Genomic DNA, 703 nt, shown 5'->3' with positions numbered 1-703 from the left:
GGGAGAATTTGCCTGACGAACAATGTAGCCGAGCGGGCGCTGCGAGGCTTTGCTCTCGGAAGGAAGTCATGGCTCTTCGCCGGATCGGATCGTGGTGCTGATCGCGCAGCCTTCATGGCGACGCTGATCATGAGCGCAAAGCTCAACGACATCGATCCGCAAGCCTGGCTTGCTGATGTCCTCGCCAACATCGCTGACACGCCGACGAGCAAACTGGAACAATTGCTTCCGTGGAACTGGACGCCGACTACGCTGGATGCTCAAGCGGCCTGACCTGCGTCCTTCACCGGATGCTTACGGTGGTGAGCGGGATCGTCTACGTGATCCGCAACGGTCTCCAGTGGAAGTCGCGCCGGCGGGCCATGGTCCGCACAAGACGCTCTACAACCGCTTCGTCCGCTGGACCCGGCTGGGCGTGTTCGACCGCATCTTCGCCGGGCTCGCCGGCGAGGGGCCGAAGCCGGAGCGCATCATGATCGACGCGACCCATCTCAAAGCCCACCGCACGGCGGCGAGCCTGCTTAAAAAGGGGATGTTCCCCGTCGTGTTGGGCGAACCAAGGGCGGGCTGAATTCAAAGCTCCACACCGTATGCGACGTAGACGGACGGCCGATTATCCTGCTTCTGTCAGAGGGTCAGATGAGCGACCATAAGGGCGCACGTCTCGTGCTCGACGCCTTGCCTCCCGCCGATCACCTGATTG

1 protein-coding gene and 1 pseudogene are annotated in these 703 nt (G+C 62.0%); both read left to right on the top strand.

Annotated features, from left to right (window positions below; all coding sequences use genetic code 11):
- A partial coding sequence (locus tag B5E41_RS30990; protein ID WP_141098868.1) for a transposase domain-containing protein occupies window positions 1-273 on the top strand: 273 nt, incomplete at its 5' end.
- A gap of 26 nt (window positions 274-299) precedes the next feature.
- Window positions 300-703: pseudogene (locus B5E41_RS32545) on the top strand (IS5 family transposase); the annotation flags it as partial.

The sequence above is a fragment of the Rhizobium esperanzae genome (assembly GCF_002204185.1).
Classification (GTDB): domain Bacteria; phylum Pseudomonadota; class Alphaproteobacteria; order Rhizobiales; family Rhizobiaceae; genus Rhizobium; species Rhizobium esperanzae.
This window is presented reverse-complemented; position numbering and strand designations above follow the sequence as displayed.